Source organism: Methanocella sp. MCL-LM (assembly GCF_049676595.1).
In the GTDB taxonomy this organism is placed as follows: domain Archaea; phylum Halobacteriota; class Methanocellia; order Methanocellales; family Methanocellaceae; genus Methanocella_A.
Genome location: NZ_CP187259.1, coordinates 3,305,509 through 3,325,994 on the forward strand (window position 1 = coordinate 3,305,509; position 20,486 = coordinate 3,325,994).

Annotated in this window: 22 protein-coding genes; 7 read left to right on the forward strand and 15 right to left on the reverse strand. The window is 57.0% G+C overall.

What is annotated here, in order from left to right; all coding sequences use genetic code 11:
- Positions 1-367: 367 nt before the first annotated feature.
- From ACPLPM_RS16705 to ACPLPM_RS16715, 3 genes are all read right to left on the reverse strand, one after another.
- Complete coding sequence (locus ACPLPM_RS16705) at positions 368-1,366, reverse strand: hypothetical protein (RefSeq protein WP_424357902.1); 999 nt, start codon at positions 1,364-1,366, stop codon at positions 368-370.
- Between the two features lie 135 nt (positions 1,367-1,501).
- Positions 1,502-1,846 carry a hypothetical protein gene (locus ACPLPM_RS16710; RefSeq protein ID WP_424357903.1) on the reverse strand — a complete coding sequence of 115 codons (345 nt, stop codon included), beginning with the start codon at positions 1,844-1,846 and terminating at the stop codon, positions 1,502-1,504.
- A gap of 178 nt (positions 1,847-2,024) precedes the next feature.
- Positions 2,025-2,441, reverse strand: a complete 417-nt coding sequence (locus ACPLPM_RS16715; protein ID WP_424357904.1) for a hypothetical protein — start codon at positions 2,439-2,441, stop codon at positions 2,025-2,027.
- A 403-nt stretch (positions 2,442-2,844) separates the two neighbouring features.
- Between ACPLPM_RS16715 and ACPLPM_RS16720 the strand changes: the two genes are divergently transcribed.
- On the forward strand, positions 2,845-3,768 hold the full coding sequence (locus ACPLPM_RS16720) for a replication factor A (RefSeq protein ID WP_424357905.1): 924 nt from the start codon (positions 2,845-2,847) through the stop codon (positions 3,766-3,768).
- Complete coding sequence (locus ACPLPM_RS16725; protein WP_424357906.1) at positions 3,769-4,350, forward strand: RPA family protein; 582 nt, start codon at positions 3,769-3,771, stop codon at positions 4,348-4,350.
- Between the two features lie 321 nt (positions 4,351-4,671).
- On the opposite strand, the gene ACPLPM_RS16730 is transcribed toward ACPLPM_RS16725, so the two are convergent.
- From ACPLPM_RS16730 to ACPLPM_RS16750, 5 genes are all read right to left on the reverse strand, one after another.
- The gene (locus tag ACPLPM_RS16730; RefSeq protein WP_424357907.1) at positions 4,672-6,912 is read right to left on the reverse strand and encodes a winged helix-turn-helix transcriptional regulator; all 2,241 of its coding nucleotides are present in this window, start codon (positions 6,910-6,912) and stop codon (positions 4,672-4,674) included.
- Between the two features lie 72 nt (positions 6,913-6,984).
- Complete coding sequence (locus tag ACPLPM_RS16735) at positions 6,985-7,464, reverse strand: PUA domain-containing protein (protein ID WP_424357908.1); 480 nt, start codon at positions 7,462-7,464, stop codon at positions 6,985-6,987.
- Between the two features lie 175 nt (positions 7,465-7,639).
- Entirely contained in the window at positions 7,640-7,870 is a 231-nt protein-coding gene (locus ACPLPM_RS16740; protein ID WP_424357909.1) for a hypothetical protein, read from the reverse strand.
- 41 nt (positions 7,871-7,911) lie between these two features.
- Complete coding sequence (locus ACPLPM_RS16745; RefSeq protein ID WP_424357910.1) at positions 7,912-8,040, reverse strand: hypothetical protein; 129 nt, start codon at positions 8,038-8,040, stop codon at positions 7,912-7,914.
- On the reverse strand, positions 8,021-8,947 hold the full coding sequence (locus tag ACPLPM_RS16750; protein ID WP_424357911.1) for a hypothetical protein: 927 nt from the start codon (positions 8,945-8,947) through the stop codon (positions 8,021-8,023). The genes ACPLPM_RS16745 and ACPLPM_RS16750 overlap by 20 nt, the downstream gene beginning before the upstream one ends.
- Positions 8,948-9,147: 200 nt before the next feature.
- Between ACPLPM_RS16750 and ACPLPM_RS16755 the strand changes: the two genes are divergently transcribed.
- The 5 genes from ACPLPM_RS16755 (at position 9,148) to ACPLPM_RS16775 (ending at position 13,784) form a co-directional block, all read left to right on the forward strand.
- The gene (locus ACPLPM_RS16755; RefSeq protein ID WP_424357912.1) at positions 9,148-10,611 is read left to right on the forward strand and encodes a sensor histidine kinase; all 1,464 of its coding nucleotides are present in this window, start codon (positions 9,148-9,150) and stop codon (positions 10,609-10,611) included.
- Between the two features lie 90 nt (positions 10,612-10,701).
- Positions 10,702-11,013 carry a sensor histidine kinase gene (locus tag ACPLPM_RS16760; protein WP_424357913.1) on the forward strand — a complete coding sequence of 104 codons (312 nt, stop codon included), beginning with the start codon at positions 10,702-10,704 and terminating at the stop codon, positions 11,011-11,013.
- Between the two features lie 90 nt (positions 11,014-11,103).
- Positions 11,104-12,120 carry a methyltransferase domain-containing protein gene (locus ACPLPM_RS16765; RefSeq protein WP_424357914.1) on the forward strand — a complete coding sequence of 339 codons (1,017 nt, stop codon included), beginning with the start codon at positions 11,104-11,106 and terminating at the stop codon, positions 12,118-12,120.
- Positions 12,121-12,131: 11 nt separating this feature from the next.
- On the forward strand, positions 12,132-12,413 hold the full coding sequence (locus ACPLPM_RS16770) for an ACT domain-containing protein (RefSeq protein ID WP_424357915.1): 282 nt from the start codon (positions 12,132-12,134) through the stop codon (positions 12,411-12,413).
- A gap of 3 nt (positions 12,414-12,416) precedes the next feature.
- Positions 12,417-13,784 (forward strand): PFL family protein, encoded by a 1,368-nt coding sequence (locus tag ACPLPM_RS16775; RefSeq protein WP_424357916.1) that lies wholly within the window; start codon positions 12,417-12,419, stop codon positions 13,782-13,784.
- A gap of 41 nt (positions 13,785-13,825) precedes the next feature.
- On the opposite strand, the gene ACPLPM_RS16780 is transcribed toward ACPLPM_RS16775, so the two are convergent.
- The 7 genes from ACPLPM_RS16780 to ACPLPM_RS16810 form a co-directional block, all read right to left on the reverse strand.
- Positions 13,826-14,335 carry a hypothetical protein gene (locus tag ACPLPM_RS16780; RefSeq protein WP_424357917.1) on the reverse strand — a complete coding sequence of 170 codons (510 nt, stop codon included), beginning with the start codon at positions 14,333-14,335 and terminating at the stop codon, positions 13,826-13,828.
- 149 nt (positions 14,336-14,484) lie between these two features.
- On the reverse strand, positions 14,485-15,006 hold the full coding sequence (locus tag ACPLPM_RS16785; protein WP_424357918.1) for a hypothetical protein: 522 nt from the start codon (positions 15,004-15,006) through the stop codon (positions 14,485-14,487).
- Between the two features lie 35 nt (positions 15,007-15,041).
- A complete protein-coding gene (locus ACPLPM_RS16790; RefSeq protein WP_424357919.1) occupies positions 15,042-15,524 on the reverse strand; it encodes a pyridoxamine 5'-phosphate oxidase family protein in 483 nt (160 codons plus the stop codon).
- 370 nt (positions 15,525-15,894) lie between these two features.
- Positions 15,895-16,422 (reverse strand): hypothetical protein, encoded by a 528-nt coding sequence (locus tag ACPLPM_RS16795; RefSeq protein ID WP_424357920.1) that lies wholly within the window; start codon positions 16,420-16,422, stop codon positions 15,895-15,897.
- A 711-nt stretch (positions 16,423-17,133) separates the two neighbouring features.
- Entirely contained in the window at positions 17,134-18,453 is a 1,320-nt protein-coding gene (locus tag ACPLPM_RS16800) for a TldD/PmbA family protein (protein ID WP_424357921.1), read from the reverse strand.
- Positions 18,450-19,784, reverse strand: a complete 1,335-nt coding sequence (locus ACPLPM_RS16805; protein WP_424357922.1) for a TldD/PmbA family protein — start codon at positions 19,782-19,784, stop codon at positions 18,450-18,452. The genes ACPLPM_RS16800 and ACPLPM_RS16805 overlap by 4 nt, the downstream gene beginning before the upstream one ends.
- A 120-nt stretch (positions 19,785-19,904) precedes the next feature.
- Entirely contained in the window at positions 19,905-20,306 is a 402-nt protein-coding gene (locus tag ACPLPM_RS16810) for a hypothetical protein (protein WP_424357923.1), read from the reverse strand.
- Between the last annotated feature and the right edge of the window lie 180 nt (positions 20,307-20,486).

The window sequence follows — 20,486 nt, forward strand, 5'->3', positions numbered from 1 at the left end:
TAACCATAAGCTGCTAGATCGCAGATCGTTTAGCCTGGATATGCGATCGCATAGCAGAAAGGCTTCAACACCCTCGTTGAATCCAGCCAGGCCTCCGGCACCGATATACTGAGCAGTTTTGTCTCCGTGCTATCAGCCCGCCGTGCCGCCGCGGATCAATAAAAAGAGCCTTACCACTCAGGTATAGACTATCGCTGTGCCGCCGTGCCGCCGTGGTTAGAACATTAGTTCTTTCTACTGTGGTTCGCCACTGTCTTGGTGTCGCTGTGCCGCCGTGGTTTGTTTACCCAGCAGGTTTATCGTGAGTCGCTTTATCTCCGTATCGTTGTGCCGTGATGGTTGGACATCGAGCCATGTTCGACACAGGTTATTCTTCGTCCGGCTTTCTGGAAATCTGCCGGTAGTGCCTTGCGATGACTTTCGCCGAGGCTGCGCCGTACGGGCCGAGGCCGGCGAGGTCGAGGATGGTCTGCTCGAGGGATACGACCCTGATATCGTTGATGGTGCTGATGTCTTCCATCTCCCGGTCGGGGCTGTAGATCTGGAAGCTCACGCCGTTGCCTTCGCCGAGCAGGCTCTTTACTACCAGCGCGGCATTCTCGTCGGCGTAGAGCTGGATGCATCCGCCGGAAGCGATGCCTTCCAGGTACAGGTCGGCCGCCGTATAAAGCGCGCAGGCGGAACTCGGGATGATGCCGGAGACGTTGCAGTACAGCTCGTGCAGCGCTTCCTGCTCGTCCTCGTAGGCGCTGCAGAATTCGAGGCTGCGCAGGCTGTTGATGGGCCGCTCCCACACCACGTACTCGAAGAGCTTGTCCAGGCTGGCCAGGCTCACTTTCCTGTCCTCTTCCTTGAATGCGCCTATCTCTACCAGCTTCTTGATTACCGCCCTCGCCCACGGATAGGAGACGCCGGTGTCGACGGAGGCCTTGTTCATGGTGGCCTCGTCGTTTCTCAAAAAGTAGCAGACCACCTTCCACGATCCCGGAGAAGTGATCTTCACAGCATCGGACGAAGCTTTACGGGGCTTGCCAGCCGGCAGCTTCTGGAACGTCCCGCCGGACTTGATGAGCGCCGCTTTGGCATCTGCCGTAATGGCCGGAGCGTAGAGCTTGATGGCTACTTTTTTGCCCAGGAACCGCTGGCCGATCGTCTTGGCATACAGGCTCAGCTTGGCCGCCGTCTGCATGGTGGCCCGGGTCAGCTTGATGCCCACGAAGTAGACGATGGCCTCCTGCTCGATGATCAGCTCGTAGGTGTCCCCGTCGTAGCTCACCGTTTCGATGGCCGCGGAAGGGTGTTCCTTGCGGAGCAGATCGATCACCGCCTGCACTTTCGGGTTGCCCGGCTGGTTCTTCAGGCTCATTATGGGTGTAAATGTACCCAGACGATATAAATAGCTTTATTCTTCAGCTCGAATGCCTGCACATACACCGTACCGGAGGCCCGACCGGGTGGCGATCTCAGGCCCCAGGACCGGCAAAAAATCCGATGCTGCCCGTCATACCGGGCAGACCTGAGAGCAGTACGTTGATCCGTAACCCTGAGAAATACACCTCGAATAGCAGTCGCTGAACCAGCCGCCCCAGCCGCCGCCTGTTCCCGGATACCAGTTGCCCCAGCCAGGCCTTGTCCACCAGTTATCCTGAGGCCACCCCCAACCGCCAGGATTCCATCCGCCCCAGCCAGTGCCGGGATATAGTCCGAATGAGCTTCCCGGGTAGCTACCGTAGCTGCCGCCCCAGGCAGAGCTAACGCCATTAACTGCTTCCACAGGCATAGCCAGAACAGCTGACAGGGCTGCCATAATAAGCAGGGCTGTTACGATCGCCTTTATGTTCCTCATATTCTCCACCAGTGTGACTACATACTGCCATTTTTAACTCGTTTCCCGACAGATACTGGCGAATTTCCCTTTTATCCCCGATATTTCCCGGGTCAGACCTGGGGAGAAAAGGTGGGGCAATGCGGGGCACTTTCATACAAGTATGCCTGTACACCGGAAGCCTGCAGGAACCTGTGTCCTATCGGCCGGACGGCCACATCGACTTGAGAGACGGCATACCCGCGATGAAGCCGGGCCTGCTTAGCTTGCTCCAAGGTGCTGCGGCTGCTGCCGGAGTTTCACTCGCCGTACAGCAACCCCATAGCGTCCCAAAGCCGGCGGAAGGCATGCGCATGTCCGTCATCCCCGCAGCCGACAGGGTGGGATACCCGAAGCTCGCAGGCAGCATCGGTGACATGAGCCCGCCGGCACTACCTTCGGTAACAACCTGACTGGTGCCGCCACTATCTGCCAGCCCGCTGCTGGCTGCCAGAATGTGCGGGGACGTGTCATCCGGGGGCGCCTGGCCCTCCAGGTAGATGGCGCCGGCAGTCATTGAAAACAGTGACACTGCTACTATAGTGACACTTAATACAATTAGCTTAGTCAACCTCATTTAATACCCTCCTCAATTATATTTATATAATCAATATTATCAAATAAAGATTATTTTAGCTACGAACGCAATTGAAGCTATGGCATTGAACCGGGCCGTTAATAGAGTGTCGATAACTTAGGTGGTTGTCATTCTTGTCACCCCATTACAATGGCCATTATTATTGCACGATTTACACAATGAAAGAGCATTGTAAACTCAGAGATCAAGGTATTTATTTAGGCTTATTAATCGATTAGTATGGCAATTTAAGGTTTGTAGTATCTAGACCGCATAAGCCCGAGCCGAAGGCTCGTTCAATGAAATCCAGAATACTTTCACCGCGCTTCGAAGTGGCTTATATACCATCCTCGCCTACTCTCAATTGTCTCCCGACCACTAAAACGGAGACTTGAGGAACATCATGGTTAAGGATACTGCGAAAGAACTGAGAGAGAAGTTCTCTCAGATGGGCGCGGACGTGCCCCTGAAGGAGATCGAGCAGAAGCTGGACTTACTGGTCAACCAGTACAAGGTACCCGAGGACGAGGCTAAGAGGACTGTCATGAACCAGTACGTCCGGGACCTGAAGCTGCAGCGCCCCCAGACCGGAGGCGGCGGAGAAACCCAGCTCGTCAAGATCAAGGACATCATCAAGGACGGCATGTGGGTCTCGCTGAAGGCGAAAGTCCTGCAGATCTGGGAGAACGACAAGCCGAGCATCTCCCAGATAGGGATGCTGGGTGACGAGACTGGCACCATCAAGTTCGTCAGCTTCGCCAAGTCCGACCTCCCGAAGCTGGAGGAAGGCAAGAGCTACTACCTGACCAACATGGTCACCGACTCGTGGCAGAGCCGGTTCTCGGTGAAGCTCAACAAGACTACGACCATCGTGCCCACGGAAGACGTGGAAGTGGCCGACGGGGACACCATCATGACCGGCGCCATCGTCGACGTGCAGTCCGGCAGCGGCCTGATCAAGCGGTGCCCCGAGTGCAACCGCCCGCTGACCAAGGGAGCCTGCGTAGACCACGGCAAGCAGGAAGGCGAGTACGACCTCCGCGTTAAGGCCGTGCTGGACGACGGTAAGATAGCGCAGGACATTATCCTGAACCAGGAGATGACCTACCAGGTCACCGGCATCAACGTCAACATGGCCAAGAAGATGGCCATGGATGCAGTAGACCCAGGCGTAGTGCTGGACGAAATCAAGCATATCATGCTCGGCAAATACTTTACAGTCAAAGGCCCGATCATGGGAGGCCGGTATTTGTTAGCCAAGGAAATGCAGCGCACGGCCAGGGACATCACGCTGGACGAAGTGCTCAAGAAAGTGGGGGCGGTATAAATGCCCAGAGAAGTAGCCAAGCGCCTCTTCGCCAAAGAGTTCCAGGCCTCCAACCTGACGTACAAGGACGGGGAAGACCAGTTCGCCCCGACGTACCTGCTCACGCCGACCGGCGCCAAGTGCAACAGGGTCTTCATCGTGGGCACGCTCACCGAGAAGACCAACATCGGCTCCGACTCAGAGTTCTGGAAGGGCCGGGTCAGCGATCCTACCGGCGCCTTCGTGATCTACGCCAGCCAGTACCAGCCCGAGGCCGCTCAGGCCCTGTCGGAGATCGAAGTACCCTCGTTCGTGGCCGTCATCGGCAAGCCCAACAGCTTTAAAGGCCAGGACGGCACCCTGATCTTCAGCGTCAGGCCGGAGATCATCGTCCCCGTAGACGGCGACACCCGGGACATGTGGGTCAAAGACACCATCTACAACACCGCCGACCGCCTGGTGGCAATGAAGGCCGGCACGGACGCCGATGCGATCAAGGCTAAGGAGCACTACCAGACTGACGTCGAGGAGTACAAGACCATGCTCCTGAACGCGGCCAGGTCCCTGAAGCAGATGGAAGTCGTTGTTACGAGCGCAAAGTAACAGACTTCTATCCTTTTTCTTTTTTATACTGATTGCTCTGATTCAGTGAGACAGCAACACGAACGCTGCGCTGTGCATTTCAGATTGCTCTGATTCAGTGAGACAGCAACACGAACGCTGCGCTGTGCCAGATCACAGATTGCTACAGATATAACAGATTGCACAGATTTCTTTTAAAATAGGGAGTACAGCGAACCATTTCCTTTTTTGTTATCCATTAGTATCTGTGCAATCTGCGTAATCTGTTGCAATCTGTGATCCTGGCACAGCGCAGCGATCGTATTGTTGCCGCGCGCATCCTTAACAAGAAGGAAAATGAGATTATAGCCTGTCGATCATCCGGAGCACATACTCTTTGTACTCATCTTTTATAGCGTAGGCGAACCCGCGGTCGTCCATCGGGGTCTTCGTAACAATCCCCTTCTGGAACAGCTCGGTCATGTGCCTGCTGGCGGCGCCGGTGGAGATGTTCATCTCTCTCGAAATCTCCACGTTGGACATGCCCGGCTTCTCTGCAAGAGCTGACAGCACCCGCCACATAGGCTCTCTCTTCATGAGGGAGATGATGGTGCGTTCTGCCATGCTGTAGCTGTTGGAGTTGGTGAAGTACCGGAGGTACTTGTCGTCCTTGTGCTCGACGATCTTGTGGTTGATCGTCAGGATGAGCATGTGATAGCGGATGGTGCCTACGTTGAGGCCCATATCCCTGCCGACGTCTACTGCGGTGCAGCCGGGGTTGCGGACGATGTACTGGAGTACTGCGTTGCGGTTGTCGTTCTTGTCCAGCCTGTTTCTGGCCCTGGCGACGGTGCCGAACCCAATGAACTTGAAGAGTACCGCTCCGATGGCGAGTAAGGCGATACCGGCGACGACGGTGTTGACCGTGGTGCCGAAGATCTTGCCGTCTCCGGTCGCGAAGTATATAGTGCTGTTGTTGGCGGCAGCGGAGGTCACCGGCAGGCTGAGTGCCTTATCCCAGACCAGCTTGCCTTCCGTGTCCAGTGCGTATATGCCGCTGGAGAACACTGCCCGGGACTTGTTGAGCACGACGGGCCCTTCGTAGTTGGTGCTGCGGAAGTTGACGTAGACCACGTCATTACCCGGGTAGATGCTGATCTCGGGCCAGCCGGCGGGCCTGAGGGCTTTACCAGTCGTGCTGGCGGCTGCCGGGTTCGAATACGAGGCAGGATAGCTGGTATACATGCCCTTCATGATGTCGTCGACGTTGGTGCTGTTGAGCAGCACTTCCGTCTTGTACTGCAGGGGCAGCGCAAAGCTCCAGAGCGAGGTGCTGTTTTTGACATCATAAGCGGTGACTGTGAGTGTCTGCAGGTCCTGCAGGCTCTTGACGTGGTTGAACGAGGTCCGGTCGATGTTGTAGACGATGCCGTTCTTCGCCGCGGTGTGCCTCAGGCTGTCGTACTGGGCGACATAGAGCGAGGGCGCGTAGTGCGACCAGCCGTCGGGCCCGATGACGAACAGGTAGGAGCTCGCCGAGGAGACCGGGTTCACGGTCCTCATGTACACGTTCCCGTCGTCGTCCACGGGCATGAGCTCGAACATCACGTAGGGGCCGCCGGGGAGGTATTTCCACCACAGGGTCCGGCCCATGCTGTCGAGGGCTACGATGCCGTTGTCGAGCGGGACGTAGAGAGTGTGATTCTTGTAGATGGGCAGGGAGTTGAAGTCCTGCCAGATGTCCTCTGCCAAATACTGGGGAACGACGTTCTCGTGGACGTCCCGGGTCCAGATCTGCTGCCCGTCCCGGTCGTACCCCTCGATGATGCCGGAGGGGGTCATGTAGCCGGGGTCGTTAGCCCGGGGAGTCGAAGGCGCCTGGGCGCGGACGATAAAGATGTGACCCTCTTCATCCACGGAGGCGGGGGCGGCTACACCGGGCAGCTCAAAGAGCACCTTGCCGTCCGTGCCGACCACTGTCTCAGTATAGTCGTGGAACACGTACACCCGGTCTCCCGAGGCCTGGATGGCCACGGGCCGGGTCATGACTAACTGGGAGAGGTCGCTGATGCTCAGCACGTCAGCCGAGGGCACCATAAGGGTGATCGGCAGCTCCCACTGGAGCTTACCGTCTTCGGAGATCGAGAGGACTGCGGAGTCGAGCGCTATGTAGGGTGACCTGTTCTGGTAGTACTGGAGTTTGAGACTTTCTGCAGTGACGTTAGGGAGGGCGAGCACGTAGAGGCTGCCTGCTTCCGTGTCGGACACCGGGTAGGACTCGATAGTCGAAGTCGCTCCCTTAGAAGTGCCGGCTGTGCTGGCAGACCGATCCCACGTGTTCAGAATTTTCCACTGCTGGGGAACGTGGAAGTCCCAGACGAGGTTGCCGGCGCGATCTATGGCGTAAATGCCGTCGCTTCTGAAGGCATAGAGCGTATCGTTCTCCCCGACGGTCATGTACTGTACCCTGTCCGTGCCCTGGAAAGCCCAGCCGGTCACGTTCTCGGGAGTGGTCGCGATCAACAGGTACATGACCCCGAGCAGAACGACGAGGAGCAGTAACACTAGCGCCTCAAATAGATAGGGTTTCCTCATCGATCTCATCTATGACAATAGTGACTTGGTGTTTAAATATAGTTTCTCTAACGAAAGGTCAACAGTCACTTATAAAAGCAATTATTCGGCAGGCTCGGCGCCCATGTCCTTGCCTTTGACCGCGTACCGGACGTGGACTGCAGTGCCCCTCTTGAACGCCTTCATTTCCGCCGCCGCGAGCAGCGCCTGGCCGGTGGCGAGGAAGTTGTCGTCCTTGTCCACGAGCAGGATTTCTTCCATAGCCCGGATTTCGGGGTCACACTCGAGCACGAATTTGCAGAAAGCGGTCTTGCCCTTGGCCACGAAGGGCGCGGCATCGTCGTTCATGATGACCCGCTTCTGCGGGAACGGGAGCACCGGCTTGAGCCTTTCCCCGCCGTAGGCGCTCAGGATCAGGAAGCCATCGTTGGCTCGGACAGTAGCTATACGCCGGTTACCGGAAACGATCTGGCGCACCCTGCCAGTCCGGGACAAGATAAACTTCACCCCTTCGGGGAAAAGCGCTTCTCCTGCCCCTTTACCAAACTGATAGTCTGCGATGGTCCTGAGCCTCTCGAGCATGGTTCCTCAATATAAGCTCTGGGTTAATATTTCTTTGCTTTGCACGTCATGCTTTGTTCTCCTGCTACGCAAAAGCCTGAGCCGAAGGCTCACAAACAACACCCCTACACTCTCTAGCCGCCGAAGGCTTACATACCACCCGCCGACGCGCTCTGGCACCGAAGGCTGGCGGCGGTCAGCGCCGCCATGCTTCTTCGGTGCCCTCCTCATAGTCCTCGAACGCCTTCTGGAGGCCGCGGAGGACTTCGGCGCTGGTCTCGTACATCGCCTTCGCCCGGGGGTCGTCCACGAGTTTGACGTCCTTGCGGAGGTGGTCGATGAGATCCCCGAACATGCCACGCAGGCGGGTCGTGTGGTACCTCGGGTCCTTTTCGTCGTACTTCGGAAGTCTGGGCGGCTGCATCATGGATAAACACCAGTTTCCGGTCGCCGCGGGGCGTGAAATACCTAATGACCGGAAGTATCAGGGCGCTGGAAGATGTCTATGATGGCCAGCAGCAGGATGATGATGCCGATGGCGATTCCGGCGTACCAGAAAGCCGTGTGGGCGGTGCCTCTAAAGGTAGCCAGGCTCATCGCTGCGGAAGCCAGGCCAATGGTCAGGAAAAACGCCGCGTACTTCAGGCCACGAGAACCGGGCGGGGAAGTTCAGCGCCGGGAGCCTGACCTGTCTGGACCTCCTCAGGCTCAGGTACAGCAGCCCGAAGAGGACGACGTAAGCTCCGAGAATGATCAGCTGCGGGATGGTGCCGGGAAGGGCTTCCCGTCTTATCGCCAGCCCGAAGATGGCGTACATCGCCAGCAGCAGCACCAGCAGGATGATGAACTCTTTAGCCGTGGGGAGAAGCTTGCGGATGTCGTACTTATGCAGGCCTATGCGGCGGTAGATGAAAACGAGCAGGCCGATCACGCCGCCGGCGGCGAGCGCGGAGGCGATGGAGAAGAAAGGGGACTGCGTCAGAGTTCCCTGGTATAGCCCGAAGAGCAGCGCTGCTCCGAAGATGACTGCGTACGTCCTCGCGGGAGTGGCGAAGAAGCCCCATAACAGCTGCGGCAGGCCGGATAAAATTTCCCTCGACCGGGTCAGGAGGCTCTCCGAGGCGAACAGAGCCAGGATAAAAGACAGGAGCGGGTGCCAGAACAGCACCAGGACGAGAGCCTCGACCACGGCGATCCCCTGGAAGAGCCAGACAGCCTCGCCCCATGGGGGGCTCCAGATGATTTTCGTGATGTAGGCTTCGTATAGCCCGAAGATAGCGCCTGCGAGAAAGAGAGTGTAAAGCCTCGGCCGCCCGAAGCGGTATACCACGTAAGCCAGCACCAGAGTATGCAAAGCATAGACGGGTAAGACGATGAAAAGGCCCTCGAACGTAAAGTAGGGGAACAGGTAGGATCCCGACACGATCTCTGCGAAACAAACCGACAGGCAGCCGGATATCAGCCAGAAGAGGTAGCGTGCCCAGTCGGGCGGGGATTCGTCCATGTTTTCATATTTTACAGGTATAGTCTTATGGTTTTTCGAATGATACGCTTGAAAAAGTTAAAGCCCGGAAGGTTCAGGACGCCACAACTGCGCCTGTACAGGGCTTGCGACCGGCCATAATTCCGGGAGCCGGAGGGGATTCCGGCCATTGCCGGATACAGTAAAAGATATAATGCTTGTCTTTGAAATATATAGGCAACATGGGGCTCGACGCGTTTTTTAACAGGGGTGGAAATACGGATGATCGCGATCGAGACCGGCTGATTTCTGAGATCGAAGAGCTGCAAAGGCAGGTCAGGAGCCTGAAAGAGGCTGAGGAGAACAGGAAAAATGCTGACGCCGAAATATTTAACCTGGCGTCGTTTCCGGAACAATACCCGAACCCCATCATCGAGATCTCTTCGGCCTTTGAGGTCAGGTACCTGAACCCGGCGGCGAAAAAGGAGTTCCCGGACCTGCTGAGGAAGGGAAGAAAACACCCGGCCCTTAGAGACCTGGACAGGATCATCGCCCGCTTCCAGAGCACCGGTGAGCAGTCTGTGCAGAGGGAGCTGGAGATCGGAGATCTGCTTTATAAGGAAAGTATCTACTACCTGCCCGGAAACCAGGCGATGCGTATTTTCATCAAGGACATCACCGAGCAGAGAAGGCTGGAGATCGCCTTTAAGGAGAGCGAGAAGCGGCTGCGCATGATCACGGACAACATGATGGACGTGGTCAGCGTGACGGACATCGCCGCCAGGTACCAGTACATCAGCCCCTCTGCCGAAAGAGTCTTAGGTTATAAGCCTGAAGAGATGATCGGCAAGCCCGCCCTGTTTTACATGCATCCCCTGGATGCTCCGAGGGTGGCCGCGGTCATTCAGGAACACCTGTCTAAAGGGCTGCCAGGCAGGATCGTGCTGCGGTTCAGGCATAAAGACGGTCACTACGTCTGGCTGGAAGCGGCAGGCGATCTGCTTTACGACGATAACGGGAAGCTCTCGGGAGCCATTCTATCCAGCCGGGACATCTCTGACCGGAAAGCCGCCGAGGAACAGCTGAATAGTTCGCTCAAAGAGAAGGAAGTGCTCCTGAAGGAGATCCACCACCGGGTCAAGAACAACCTCCAGATCATCTCCAGCCTGCTCAACCTGCAGTCGGCATATATCAAAGACGACAGAGACCGGCACATTTTCAAGGACTGCCAGAACCGGGTCAGGTCGATGGCGCTGGTCCACGAAAAGCTGTACAGATCCGAGTCCCTGTCCAAGATCGACTTCGCCGAGTATATCAGAAGCCTGTCAGGTACGCTGTACAACTCGTACGGGGCCACCCAGGACCAGGTCCGGTTTGACCTGGACGTCAAAGACATATTCCTGGACGTCGACGCGGCGATCCACTGCGGGCTCCTGGTCAACGAGATCATCTCCAACTCGTTCAAGCATGCCTTTCCCGGAGGCCGGAAAGGCCGGGTATGGGTAGAGATGAAGGTGGACGGGAACGACATCGATATGGTCATCGGGGACGACGGCGTGGGCTTGCCGGAGGATATGGACATCTACAAAACAGGCACCCTGGGCATTCAGCTCGTCACATCCCTTGCCGCCCAGATCGGGGGCGACCTGGAGCTCGACAGGAGCGAAGGGACCGTATACCGCATCCGGCTCCGGGAGTTAAAATGAGAGTTCGGCCCCCGGGTGGACCGAAGCTATAGTAATGTGTACAAGATCCAGTCAGGGGTGCATACCGGTTGAGAGGCTGGGGCGAGGAGTGTGCGCAGCCGGAGAAAATGGGAAAATCCGGGAGACCGGCTGGTCAACGAGATCATCTCGAACTCGTTGAAGCACGCTTTCCCTTCCGGCCGGAGTGGCAGAGTCTGGCTGGAGCTGACCACCCGCGGGGAGGAGGTCACCATGGTCCTGGGGGATGACGGGGTCGGAATGCCGGAAAGCGCGGCCGCCGCCAGCACAGGGACGCTGGGCGTACAGCTCATCAGCTCCCTGGTTTCCCAGATAGGCGGAAGCTTGCAGCTGGAACGGGGCCAGGGAACGGTGTACACGATCAGGTTTGAGAGAAAGAAATAGTAGGACTGCGCCTGCTAACTATCAGCCGCCCGAAAACCTGCGTCGAACCTAAACATTATATGCTTCCAGCGCGTTGGGGGGAACGATACGATGAGTCAGCTCGTTTTCGAACTTTCAGGGGAGCACGACACGCTGCCGCGGAGCGAAGTCATCGCTTGCATAGAGGCGTCCGGCTGGAACTACCAGATCAAGTACAGCTACGATCAGGTGCTCGTTGTCGAAACTGACGCCGACCCCGGAATACTGGCCCGCAGGCTGGCGCTGACTCACAATATTCTCGAGCTGATCTTTATAGCGCCATCCGACCCGGACATGATACTCAAAGAAGCTGAAACTGGAGAACTTGGCCTCAAATACGGCCAGAGCTTCGTCGTCAGGGTGAGCCGGGTCAAGAACTACGGCGGCATATCTGCATCGTTCGAAAGAAAGCTCGGCGCCGCCATCTGGCACCGGGGATACCCGGTCAGCCTGGATAACCCCGACGTCATATTCCGGGCGATCGTGACAGAAGGTGTATGCATCTTCGGCAGGAGGCTGGCGGAAGTAGACAGGCCGGGATTCGAGGAACGGGCCCCGCTGAAAAAACCGTTCTTTCTGCCGGGCGTCCTGATGCCCCGGATTTCCAGGGCAGTGGTGAACTTGACCCGCATCCGCGAAGGGTGGATGCTTGACCCCTTCTCCGGCACAGGCGGCACGCTCGTAGAGGCCGGCCTGATCAGCCCCGGCATCCACGTCGTGGGCTGCGACATCCAGAAGAAGATGGTCTACGGCACCCGGAAGAACCTGCGCCACTACCAGACGACCTACGACGTGATCTGGCAGGACTCGCTTCGGATGGGCATCAGAGACGACTCGGTCGATGCCATGGTCACCGACTTCCCGTACGGCCAGTCCACCCCCATCGCTGCCGAGTCTGCCGGAGCGTTCTATACTGGAGCGCTCAGAGAGATGTTCCGGGTGCTGAAACCCGGTTGCCGGGCGGTCGTCGTCTCGAAAGAGCCGATGGAAAAGCTATTAACCGATGCTGGCTTTACTGTAATTGAAACGCACAGGCAGCGGATTCACAAAAGCCTGACCAGAAATTTCGCAGTCATCACTAAATCCTGAGAGGTTCGCACATGCAAAAATCCACTAAAGAGAGAGCCGTTATCACCGTCACAGGTATCGACCACCCTGGTATCATTGCCGCCATCACGAGAGCGCTCGCAGATCTTAGTATCAATATCGAAGACCTCAGCCAGACGATCGTGCAGGGGCTGTTCACGATGATCCTCATCGCGGATATCACCGACCACGACCTCGCCAAACTGCAGGAAACCATGCAGAAGCTGGGGAAAGAGCAGGGCGTCCAGATCACCGTGCAGCACGAAAACATTTTCAAGTTCATGCACAGGGTGTAACCCATGATCTACTCCATCGAGGAGATCCTGGAAACCGTCGACATGATCCAGGCCCAGCACCTGGATATCCGCACGGTGACCATGGGTATCAACCTCAGAGGCTGCATCTCCTCCGACCTGGACAAGATGCGGGATAACATCTACGAGACGATCACGACAAGGGCCGGAGACCTGGTCAGCGAAGCCAAAGCAGTAGAGGCCAAGTTCGGCATACCCATCGTGAACAAGCGCATCGCAGTCACCCCCATCGGCAACCTGCTGGACGCAGCAGTGGCCGGCCTGAGCGAAGACGAGGCCATCGATGGCGCCGTCACCATCGCCAGGACCCTTGATAAGGCGGCCAAGCAGCTCAACATCGACTTCATCGGAGGCTACGGCGCCCTCGTCCACAAGGGCTTCACCGTCGGCGACTCCGTCCTGATCAACTCGATCCCGAAGGCGCTGACGTCTACGGACAGAGTGTGCAGCTCGATCAACGTCGCCACGACGAAGAGCGGCATCAACATGGACGCCATCCTGCTGATGGGCCACGTGATCAAGAAGACCGCGGCCATCAACCCGGTGGGCTGCGCCAAGCTGGTCGTCTTCGCCAACGCCCCGACGGACAACCCGTTCATGGCAGGCGCCTTCCACGGCGACGGCGAGCCCGAGACCGTCATCAACGTCGGCATCTCCGGCCCAGGCGTGGTCAGGGCAGTGCTGGCCCAGATGAAGGATGCGGACCTCGGCGAGTTATCCGAAACGATCAAGCGGACCTCGTTCAAGATCACCCGCATGGGCGAGCTGGTAGGCAGAGAGATGGCCGAGCGGCTCGACGTGCCCTTCGGCATCGTAGACCTGTCGTTAGCGCCGACTCCCGCAGAGGGCGATTCGGTAGCGAACATCCTCGAAGTCATGGGCCTGGAGCGGTGCGGCACCCACGGCACGACTGCTGCACTGGCGCTGCTGACCGACGCGGTCAAGAAAGGCGGCGCCATGGCTACTTCGTACACAGGCGGCCTCTCCGGCGCATTCATCCCGGTCAGCGAAGACTCGGGCATGGTAGAAGCCCTCAAGGCAGGAGCCATCAACATCGACAAGCTAGAAGCGATGACCAGCGTCTGCTCGGTCGGCCTCGACATGATCGTGGTCCCCGGGGACACCGAACCCGAGACGCTCTCGGCCATCATCGCCGACGAGTGCGCCATCGGCATGGTCAACAACAAGACCACCGGCGTCCGCATCATACCGGCAGGCAAAGAAGGAGAGTACGTCGAGTTCGGCGGACTGCTCGGCGGCAGCCCCGTCATGGCCCTCAACAAGTACTCCTCGGCGAACTTCGTCCGCAGAGGCGGCCGCATACCGGCTCCGATCCAGAGCTTCAGAAACTGAGTTAAGAGAAGGTCTTACTGTGAGGCCCTCTCCTATTTTTACTATTTTTCCCAGAACTGGTTGGTCACCAGAGAGATAGACCATGGTCTGATCTTGTCGTTGACGTACTCCGGATCGTTGCCCCAGTGGACAGTAACGCTAAAGGTCATGGCACGGAGATACTCGTACCTGGGCAAGGAGACGAGCACGTCGGTCTGGCTGCCTGCAGGGATGAAGCCTGCGGATACCGAGCTAGATCTTAGTACTTCGTCTGCTACGGGGTCCTCCACCTTATAGGTGAAGCGGACACTGGGTATATCGGTGGTTCCCGTGTTCGTGAGAGTCAGTACCAGGTTTTCTAGTTGTTGACCGTCAGACGTCTGATTAGAGGTGACTTCTATGAGGGCCGCGCTGATCTGAGAGTCGGATATCTGTGCTCTGGGCGTGGCCGTGTTAGAAACGGTGGGGGGTGCAGCCGTAGATGAGGCAGGCGTCGTAGCGGGCATCGCCCCGAACTCGATGCAGCCGGAGACAGTGACGATGGCAGCCGCGAGTAAAAGAATTACAAGCACCCGATGAGCACGCATGATAATACCTACCCGGTGATCACACGCACGCACAAGCATATATTTGTTGCTTTCTCCTGAGCCATAAGTGCCCGGAATGCTCGCCGGAAGTCCGGCGAGTTCGGCGGCATGTCGAGCGGCAGCCCGGTATCGCACTACCAGTACGGGTTAGTTGCCAGCGAGATAACCCATGGCCTGGTTTCGTCGTTGACGTAAGCCGGGTCTCTGCCCCAGTAGACGTTGACGCTCAGGGTCATAGTGTTGACAAAGGCGTGCGGGGGTAACTGTACGCTGACAGTGGCCTCTTTGCCAGCTTTAATGTTGCCTGCGGGTGCCGTGCCTGAGTATAGTGCCGTACCAGTCGGAGTGTCCTTGGCTTTGACGCTGATGCCTACGTTGCTAACGTCGGTAGTCCCGGTATTCTTCAGGGTCAGGGTAATGTTCTCCGCCTGCGTCATGTTCGCGGTGCGATCGTAGTCGACCTTCGACAGGGTGACAGTGATCTGAGAACTGGGCACCTGAGCTCCCGGAATAGCGTATGATGACGGGCCCGACGTGGGAGTGGCGGTCGCGGGAGTGTAGCTGTTTTCACCGAACTCTATGCAGCCGGAGACGGCGACGATGAAAGCTATTAAAAAGATGAAAAGCGTCCCGCAATACCTCATCAGAATACCCATGAGATAGACGCCTGTATATGCATAAATTTATTGCTTTACGGTAACCGGGCCTTGCCGCTGATCTCGACGACGATGATCTCGACGACGCACGTCTCTTCGATCGCTTCGGCAGACATCTCCCCGTATTTCCGGCCTTTTGCGTACTTGTCCATCAAAACTTGCAGTATATGCTTCTTCCGGGCATGGTCTTCGACTATTGCGGCGTTGCCGTTAGCGATGACGCTGCGGTAAAACGTGCCACTCGCGCAGGGCTTATCAGAGACGATGGTTATCTCGATGGCTTCGTCGGCCTCGAAGCATACGGCCGGATTCCTGCGCAGGTTGTCCAGCTTTTTCCCTTCAAGAGCGCAGTGCACGTATATCCGCCCTTCCTCGAAGGCGAAGTGCAGCGGGAGCACGTACGGTGTGCCATCGGGATTGATCGTCGCCATCCGCCCTACTGGTGCACTGTTCATAAAATCGGTGATGGCGTCCAGGGACATGCCCCGGCGCTTGCGGTCGCTGGATACCAGTTTCATACTGGTCAGCCTGTTGGCCGGCGGAAAAGATAAAAATACCGGCAATGGTTCTGGACGTTTGCTTACAGGTGCTCGATCAGATAACGCGAGGTATAACTATCCAGAAAATTTTCGTGTGAGTGCCCGTACCGTTTACACGAAGTACGCGAAGTACACGAAGTACTCGAAGTTCGATCAAAAGGCTGACTGTAGCTTGATCTTATGATATAACTTTGCGTATAGTCATTATTGAAACTAATAGTACGGTCCGGCAGTCAACCAGACCTGCCGGACCGTACTAAAAGTTTCACAAAGGACTATACTTCGTGTACCTTGTGTACTTCGTGTAAACGGTACTGGAGCGTTTAATAAGATCAAGAGATGATTTTCCTTAAGGTCTAAGGAGGCCGACCAGCGTGAAGGGCTTCTTGTAAGTACTGTTGAACTCTACCTTCTCGCCCCAGTAGACCTTGATGTCGGCGGTCACGCTGTAGGCTTCCCGGTGTTCGGGGGTGGTGAACTGGTACGAAACCTGACTGTTGGCGGGAATAGTGCCGATCAGATACACGTCGCTGAAAAATTCGATGCCGCTGCGGAGGTCTTTTTCCTTGAAGTTGAAGCCCACGTTGGTCGCGGGCGAGTCGCCGATGTTCTCGAAGGTCAGCGTGAAGTTCTCCGCCTGCAGCTCAGGATCCCTCGCCCCGGCAAGCTCAACCGTAGCGTTGACCAGCCGCACCTGCGTGCCATACTGCGTGCCGATGGTGATCGGATCCTCGGTCGGCGAAACCGTAGGTACCGCAGTAACTGGTACAGCAGTAGGAGTCGACGATACAGCCCCCGGAAACACGCAGCCAGAGAGCGCCACCATGGCGACAAGCACCGTTATTAGGATTAATTGCCAGAGCTTCATCGATAACACAGGTGAGAATAGATCAAATACCTGCGTTTAAACTTGCTGGTACCTGGGAACTACCATAAAAGTCAGATAATTAACCACGGCGGCACGGCGACACAAAGACAGTAAGATCCACGACCAGTCGGATGGTAAATGAAACCACGGCGGCACGGCGACACAAAGACAGTAAGATCCACGACCAGTCGGATGGTAAATGAAACCACGGCGGCACGGCGACACAAAGACAGTAAGATCCACGACCAGTCGGATGGTAAATGAAACCACGGCGGCACGGCGACACGGAGACAGTAAGATCCACGACCAGTCGGATGGTAAATGAAACCACGGCGGCACGGCGACACAAAGACAGTGGCGAACCAGTATGATTGAACTCCTTTTTATGTCCACGGCGACACAAAGACAGAGCATTAACCAAAAGCTTACTATCGAATCATTTCAGCCTGACATTCGTTCAATAGCCTGAAGGAAGCGAAACATATTTATCTCCGTGCAGTCGGCCCGCCGTGCCGCCGTGGATCAATAAAAAAAGAGAGTCTTGCTATTCGGGTACGATCGTCGCCGTGCCGCCGTGCCGCCGTGGTTTAACTAACCCTCCTGCTATCGTATCTCGCGTTATCGCCGTGCCGCCGTGCCGCCGTGGTTAGAACATTTGTTTTCCATTTGTCAGAATGAGGAGCCGTGCCGCCGTGGGTATATTTCCGTATGATCCCCGACTTACGCTCCCGGTGTGACGCGCATCTCTTTCACCCTCACCGTCGGCGAGATTATCGCCCCGGTGGGCCGGTCGTCTTTGCCCATGCCGTCGATCTTTTTCAACAGCTCGAACACGTTGCCGCTGAGCATTAACGACTTGACGGGCCTGGCCATGGCGCCGTTCTCCACGACGAAGGCGTTGCGGCACTCGACGGAGAAGTCGCCGGTGATGGGGTTGGCGGTGTGGGCGCCGATCACGGAGTTGACGTAGATGCCCTTCGGGGTCTCTTTGATCACGTCGCTCCTGGGGAACTCGAACAGCACGTTGCGGGCGCCGACTTTGGGTGGGGCGCTGTACGACCCACGGACTGCGTTGCCGGTCGATTCCCTGCCTTCCTTGGCTGCGGTGTATGAGTTATACAGGAAGGATGTGAGTGTTCCGTCGGTGACTATCGAAGTCCGCCTGGAGGGCACACCTTCGTCGTCAGACCTCGATGTTCCGAGCCCGCCTGCCAGCAGGCCGTCGTCGACGATCGAAAGGCCCTCTACTGCAATCTTTTCGCCGATCCTGCCCGCGAGGCCGGAGCGCCCTTTCTGGACATTCTCCGCGCTTACCGACGACAGCAGGGTGGATTCGAGGAGGTCGCCGAAGGCGAAAGGCCCGAGCAGGATGTCGCTCGTCTGTTCGGTCACGTGCGACGAGCCCAGCGAGTCCCGGGCGAGCTTCGCTGCCCGACGGCCGACCGAGCTTAGATCGAGGTTTAACGATCGGGCCACATCGTATTCGAAGCCTGTCGAGACCTGATCGCCGTCCTTGATGATCACGTCCACGTAGCCCATGACTACGGTCTCCCGGTCTTCGACCAGAACCCCGTTTGAGTTAGCTATGACGCTGTCGCTCACCACGCTGGAGAACTTGGCCGCCGTAACGGAAGCGCCTTTATCCTCTTTCGCTGCCTTGATCATGCCCGCCGCCAGGTCGACACACTGGTCGAGGCCGATATCGGCCACTTGCTGATCATAGATGCCGGTGACGCCCGGATAGTTCCCGGGCTTGAGGGGCATGCCTTTCAGTGCCGGATCCTTCGGCCTGGCCTTTGCGCAGACGATGGCGGCTTTGACCGCGTCCTCGAACTTGAACGGGTCGTTAGAGGAAGAATAACCTTCTGCCCCGCCGACGATGACCCGGATGCCCGCGCCTTCGGACAGGCTCTCTTCGGCGTGGCCCAGCTCGCCGTGCTCCGTCTCGACGGTGATCACTTTGCCCGAGGACGCGTAGACTTCCGCGTCGCTCGCTCCCAGCCTGATCGCCAGGTCGACTAATTTTTTGGCGTCGATCATGATGACCCTCCTACCACAGCGTCCTTTATGAGAATGTGTGGGGACCCGTCGCCGACGGCGACTCCCTGGCCGGCTTTGCCGCACCGGCCCGAGTGGAAGTCCAGGTCGTTGCCCACCCGGACGATGTTGTTGAGCGTCTTCAGCGTGTTGCCGGAGAGGGAGACATCCCGGATGATATCGCCGAGCTTACCGTCTTTAACAAGATAGCCGATCACCGCGTTGAACTGGAACACGCCTTCCCCAGTGTTCACCTGGCCGCCCCGGGAGCCTTTCAGGTAGATGCCGTTCACGCCTTCGAATACCTCGTCTTTGGTGAGCTCGCCGTTGTCGATGAAGGTGTTGCTCATCCGCACAACCGGCCGCGCCAGGCCTCCGGCCCGGGCGTTGCCCGGGGTACCGCCGAGTTTCGCCGCTGTCTCCCGGGAGTTCAGGTAAGCCTTCATGACGCCCTTTTCGATGAGCGTCTTCGAATGAGAGGGCACACCCTCGCTATCGTAAGGATAGTAGCCGTACTTCAGCAGCGTCGGATCGTCCTTCACCGTCACCAGCTCACTGCCGATCTGCTGGCCTATCCGGCCCTCGAGGCACGAGTCCCCGTCCAGGACCGTATCTGCCTCTGACGCGTGGCCGACTGCCTCGTGGATAAAGACGCCTGCCAGCTCGGGGTCACAAACCACGTCGAATTTCCCCGACGGGGCATGCTTCGCCGACAGCAGAGCGTAGGCCTCGTCCACGGCTTCCCGGGCCAGCTCGAGAGGATTGCACTGGTCGAAGATCTCGAACCCTCCCACGTTGAAGTAGCTCCTTCTGCCGACCTGCAAGGCGCTGCCTTCTCCTGCCACAGCCGTGCAGCTAAACCCGGTCCGGTACGTGTCGTACTCGATCCGCTCGCCGGCGGAAGTGTAGTGGATGTTGTGAGAGTAAGCCTCGGAGTAGTTCAGGCGGGTGCTCTTGATGAGGCCTTTCTTGTCCTGCTCCCGCATGGCATCCTCGATGGATTTGAGCAGGTCCTGCTTCTGCGACATAGAAACGTCGCCCGGGTTCTTCTTTACCCGGTATACCTCCTTGACCGTCCTCGGGATCGGCGCCATCTCGATCTTCTTCCGGGGGTTGATCCGGTCCAGCCGCTTAGCCAGCTCCACCGCCGTCTCGATCGCCTCTTTTGCCTTTTTTGGATCGTCGGCAGTAGTAAAGCCGTAAGATCCTCCGACTATTGCCCGGGCTGCCGCACCCGAAACGAAGTGAGTGGAGATCTCGTCGATCTCCCCGTTGTCGTACACGATGGCGGTCGTGTAGCCGTGCATCTCCCGGACGTCAAAAAAATCGGACATGTGATCACCGAAAATCAACTATAGCTATATGGTTTAAGGTTCTAGCTGGTGCATTTATATGCATTTCTACTTAAATGAATGAAAAGTAGTAAAGTGGGTTTAAGTACATATGCTTGCTCATTAGGGGCTGGAGAATGTGCCCAGGTACCCGAACGGATTCAGCACTCCGGTAGTTATTCTAATGCTCACGTTCACGGCGGCCGGGCCCGGGTTCTCGACAGTATACCCGGTAAACAGCGGGCTTCCGAAGGTCGAGTTACCGCCGGTCATACCATATGCCTGACTGCTGCCGAATAGGTTCCGGTGTGACAGGCATACCGGCGACTCAGTCTCGACAATCTGGACATTCACCCAGCCGGGAGGCAGATCATAAGCCTTCTGGCCGCCGGGGGGTAGCAGGAACGTCTCGTCGACCATAGTTTTTTCGCCGACGGAGGTTAATAACATAAAGATAACGCTGATGGCCAGTAGTAGAAGTATAGTGTAGAGCGTATAAACGTAAAGAGATGACCATCGGACCATTATCTTGAGATAAGTTTTAGTCATTCTTAAATTTTTTTGGAAAGACAGGTACCGTTTACACGAAGTACTCGAGGTACGCGAAGTACACGAAGTTTTACGATAAGATCATTTTCCAGCATGCCGTTTTTACCGTACTTTGAGTACTTCGCGTACCTCGCGTACTTCGTGTAAATGGTACGG